The 3,561-nt window shown below is 64.4% G+C and carries 4 protein-coding genes; 3 read left to right on the top strand and 1 reads right to left on the bottom strand.

Annotation, left to right across the window (positions count from 1 at the left end; genetic code table 11):
* Positions 1 to 513: 513 nt before the first annotated feature.
* Positions 514 to 945 (bottom strand): SgcJ/EcaC family oxidoreductase, encoded by a 432-nt coding sequence (locus FJW06_RS29950; RefSeq protein ID WP_140757285.1) that lies wholly within the window; start codon positions 943 to 945, stop codon positions 514 to 516.
* 184 nt (positions 946 to 1,129) lie between these two features.
* Between FJW06_RS29950 and minC the strand changes: the two genes are divergently transcribed.
* The 3 genes from minC (at position 1,130) to minE (ending at position 3,210) form a co-directional block, all read left to right on the top strand.
* Complete coding sequence (gene minC / locus FJW06_RS29945) at positions 1,130 to 2,023, top strand: septum site-determining protein MinC (protein WP_140757283.1); 894 nt, start codon at positions 1,130 to 1,132, stop codon at positions 2,021 to 2,023.
* 102 nt (positions 2,024 to 2,125) lie between these two features.
* The gene (minD, locus tag FJW06_RS29940) at positions 2,126 to 2,941 is read left to right on the top strand and encodes a septum site-determining protein MinD (RefSeq protein ID WP_140757287.1); all 816 of its coding nucleotides are present in this window, start codon (positions 2,126 to 2,128) and stop codon (positions 2,939 to 2,941) included.
* The gene (gene minE / locus FJW06_RS29935) at positions 2,938 to 3,210 is read left to right on the top strand and encodes a cell division topological specificity factor MinE (protein WP_042638296.1); all 273 of its coding nucleotides are present in this window, start codon (positions 2,938 to 2,940) and stop codon (positions 3,208 to 3,210) included. The genes minD and minE overlap by 4 nt, the downstream gene beginning before the upstream one ends.
* Positions 3,211 to 3,561 lie beyond the last annotated feature (351 nt).

The following is a 3,561-nucleotide window of genomic DNA, read 5'->3' as shown; positions in this document are numbered from 1 at the left end:
GGCGGGGAGGAGGGGCATAGAAACAACCAAGTGTATCGCGAACGGAGTAACCGTCTGTCTAACCGCTTAGCCGCCCAATTAGTACTCCGACTATTGCGCCTACGAAACTTGGACCGGCTGTCGCCAGCGGAATCCACCATAGCTTGGAAGTCGCAAGCAATCGGGAAGGCGCCAAGCATCTCCGGCCGGTGCTTGCGCCGCGAACCTGTCCAGAAGATCGATCGCTTAACCCTGCCAGATCCAGCACCCAACACTCTGCCCGCTCGCTGCATTCCGCGTCGCTTTCGCATACACCCGCCGCAGGCCGGCCCGGTTGCCCTCACTTCCTTGCTCTCGAGGTAGGTCGGCTCGCCCACTTCCCAGTGGTAGCGGGTGTTGGCAGGCGCCCGCTTGCGGGTGAATTTCGAGCGGTACGCTACTTGGCCCGGCGTGGTGTCGGCGAAGCGGCAGTCGATGGTCGCCGGCATCGTGCCCTTGGGGCTCATGGCGCTGACCACCTCGTCGCCTTGCGCTCTATCTGCTTGCGCGGGCAGGGGGAGCGATGGCGCCTGGAACAATATCGGTGTTCTGGGCCACCTTGATCCGCCAGCCGGATTGTTCCTTCTTCATCACCAGAAGCAGGATGCCTTCCCGCGTTCCGGCGGGCGAGCCGTCCGGCGCGGACGCGCCGGTCAGGGTCCATCTATAGTGCACCGATGCAAGGCCTGGAGACAGCTCGACGATCGATGCGGCGACACCCTCCAGCCGGCTGTCGCGAAACATGGTCTCATGCGTCGCGCGGTGCGCTGCTTCGATCTCTGCCCGGTTCTTCCACCACATGCCCACGACATTGACGAAATTGGCGTCCTCGGAAAACAGCGCCGCGAAGTCGTCCATGTCATGCCTGTTCCAGGCATCGGCGAAGGCGGCCGCAACGTCCTCGGGCTTGCTGATCTCCGGTCCCATGACATGATCTCCCTTGCTTTCCGCCAGGCTGGGGTGAGACGATAGCGGCATCGGCGGGCCCTGTCACCGCGTTGCCACAGAACTTAGCCGCGCCACTTCCTTAACGGCCTCGGCCCCCAAAATTAACCTTTTGTTAACCATTCGCCCGGCACCCTTTAACCATTGAGTAAGGATTCGCCTGGACGTGACCTTCGCCGCCCCCCTGCACAACAAATCGATCCGCTTTCGCGCCCGTTCCTTCGTCGCTTTCACGCTGACGCCGGAGGCGCCGATCGCCGACTGGCTGGAGGGGCTGGATCGCTGGATCGCCAACTCGCCGGGCTATTTCAACGGGCGCCCGGTGGTGCTGGATCTGAACCTTCTGCAGCCGGGGCCGGAGGAGATCGGAGCGCTGGTCGGCGTGCTCGGCTCGCGCGGTATCCGCGTCTATGCCATCGAGCTGGAGGGCGCCGAGCTCGGGCCTGAACTGCCACCGCTCTTGGCGGGGGCCAAGGAGGCGACGGCCGAAGGATTGCTGGGCCGGGCCGCGCGCAAAGCGCGGGCCGAGGAACTCGAAGCCGCCGGGGAGCAGATGCAGGCTGCCGAGGTGACCGAGTTGCCTGCTGAGGCGCCCCAGGCGGAAGTTTCCCCCATAGAAATGTCCGGCGATGAGCCGGTGGACCCCGAGCTGGCAAGGCTCGAATCGGTCAGGATCGAACCTGCGCAAGCCGCAAGCGCGGGGCAGGGCGCCGAGCCGGCGCTGCCTTCGGCCGGCACGCTGATGATCAAGGCGCCGATCCGCTCGGGACAGTCGGTCTTCCATCCGCATGGCGACGTCATCGTGCTGGGCTCGGTCGCGTCCGGTTCCGAAATCGTCGCCGGCGGCTCGATCCATGTCTATGGCACGCTGCGCGGCCGCGCGATCGCCGGCTCGGAAGGCAATGTTTCGGCGCGCATCTTCTGCCGCAAGAACGAGGCCGAGCTGCTCGCCGTCGACGGCTGGTACACGACGGCCGAGGAAATGGAAGGCGTCTCGCGCGGCAAGGCCGTGCAGGCCTTCCTCGACAATGATGCGCTGTGCGTGGTGCCGTTGGGCTGACGCGCAAGCTTCGGACCGGTTTCGCGTGCGAAGCTGACAAAGAATCCCGCCGTGCCATGCACGGACTAGAGAATAAAAACCGCCAACGGAGGCTGGATGAATATGGGCAAGGTAGTCGTGGTCACATCGGGCAAGGGGGGCGTCGGCAAGACGACCTCGACGGCTGCGCTCGGCGCCGCCGTGGCCAAGACCGGCAAGAAGGTTGCGCTGGTCGATTTCGACGTCGGCCTGCGCAACCTCGACCTCATCATGGGCGCCGAGCGCCGCGTGGTGTTTGACCTCGTCAACGTCATCCAGGGTTCAGCCAAGCTTTCGCAGGCGCTGATCCGCGACAAGCGGCTGGAAACGCTCTATCTGCTGCCCGCCTCGCAGACGCGCGACAAGGATGCGCTGACGGAGGAGGGCGTGGCGGAAGTCATCGCCAGGCTGCGCTCCGTCTTCGATTATGTCTTCTGCGACAGCCCCGCCGGCATCGAGCGCGGCGCCCAGCTTGCCATGCGCTTCGCCGACGAGGCGGTCATCGTCACCAACCCGGAAGTCTCGTCGGTGCGCGACTCCGACCGCATCATCGGCCTGCTCGACGCCCGCACCATGAAGGCGGAGCAGGGCGAGCTGGTGCAAAAGCACGTGCTGGTCACGCGCTATGACGCGGCGCGCGCCGCGCGCGGCGAGATGCTGTCGATCGACGACGTGCTGGAGATCCTGTCGACGCCGCTCTTGGGCATCATCCCGGAAAGCCAGGATGTTCTTAGGGCCTCGAACCTCGGTTCGCCCGTCACGCTCTCGGAGCCGCTCAATGGTGCGGCAAAGGCTTACCTCGAAGCGGCAAGACGCCTGGAAGGCGAGGACCTGCCGGTGGTCGTCCCCTTCGAACGCAAAGGCTTCCTCGACCGGCTGCTCGGAAGGAGGGCCGCATGAGTATCCTCGATCTCTTCAAACGGCGCACCAGCGCGCCGGTAGCGCGCGAGCGGCTGCAGCTGCTGCTCGCCTATGAGCGCCAGAGCCGCGGCCAGCCGGATCTCGTCTCCATCCTGCGCGAGGAGATCATGGCGGTCATCGCCAAGCACGTGCAGATCGACCAGGACTACCTCCAGGTCTCGATGGACCGGGGTGCTACCATGTCGACGCTGGAGATCGACATCCAGATCCCCAACAAGAGCGCCGCGCCGCTGGCGATGGCGGGGTGATTAGATGATCTCCCTCCTTGTGGGGGAGATGCCCGGCAGGGCAGAGGGGGCGCTGTCCCGCCAGCGTTGCCAATCTTAGCGCGTTTCACCGTTTCACGGAAACGGCGAAACGCCCTGCCTATTTGATTTAACCCAATTCCGGACGGAAAACCGCTCACACTTTTCCTGGAATTGCTCTAGGGGCCCACACATCCCGGGCTGGTCGTCTGAAGGCCGACAGAACGAGAGGTTGGCGTTCCTTCGCGCCCCCCTCTGGCCTGCCGGCTATCTCCCTCACAAGGGCAGGGCTATCGCATATGAGTAAAGAGCTCATAGAAGAAGTCTCTGCTCCAGTTGGCTCTTCGCATTTTG

It is taken from the genome of Mesorhizobium sp. B4-1-3, assembly GCF_006439355.1.
Classification (GTDB): Bacteria; Pseudomonadota; Alphaproteobacteria; order Rhizobiales; family Rhizobiaceae; genus Mesorhizobium.
This window is presented reverse-complemented; position numbering and strand designations above follow the sequence as displayed.

Bases quoted from the DNA above. Each gene is read 5' to 3' on its own strand.
- FJW06_RS29950 (WP_140757285.1), bottom strand. From the start codon at position 945: ATGGGACCGGAGATCAGCAAGCCCGAGGACGTTGCGGCCGCCTTCGCC.
- minE (WP_042638296.1), top strand. From the start codon at position 2,938: ATGAGTATCCTCGATCTCTTCAAACGGCGCACCAGCGCGCCGGTAGCG.
- minD (WP_140757287.1), top strand. From the start codon at position 2,126: ATGGGCAAGGTAGTCGTGGTCACATCGGGCAAGGGGGGCGTCGGCAAG.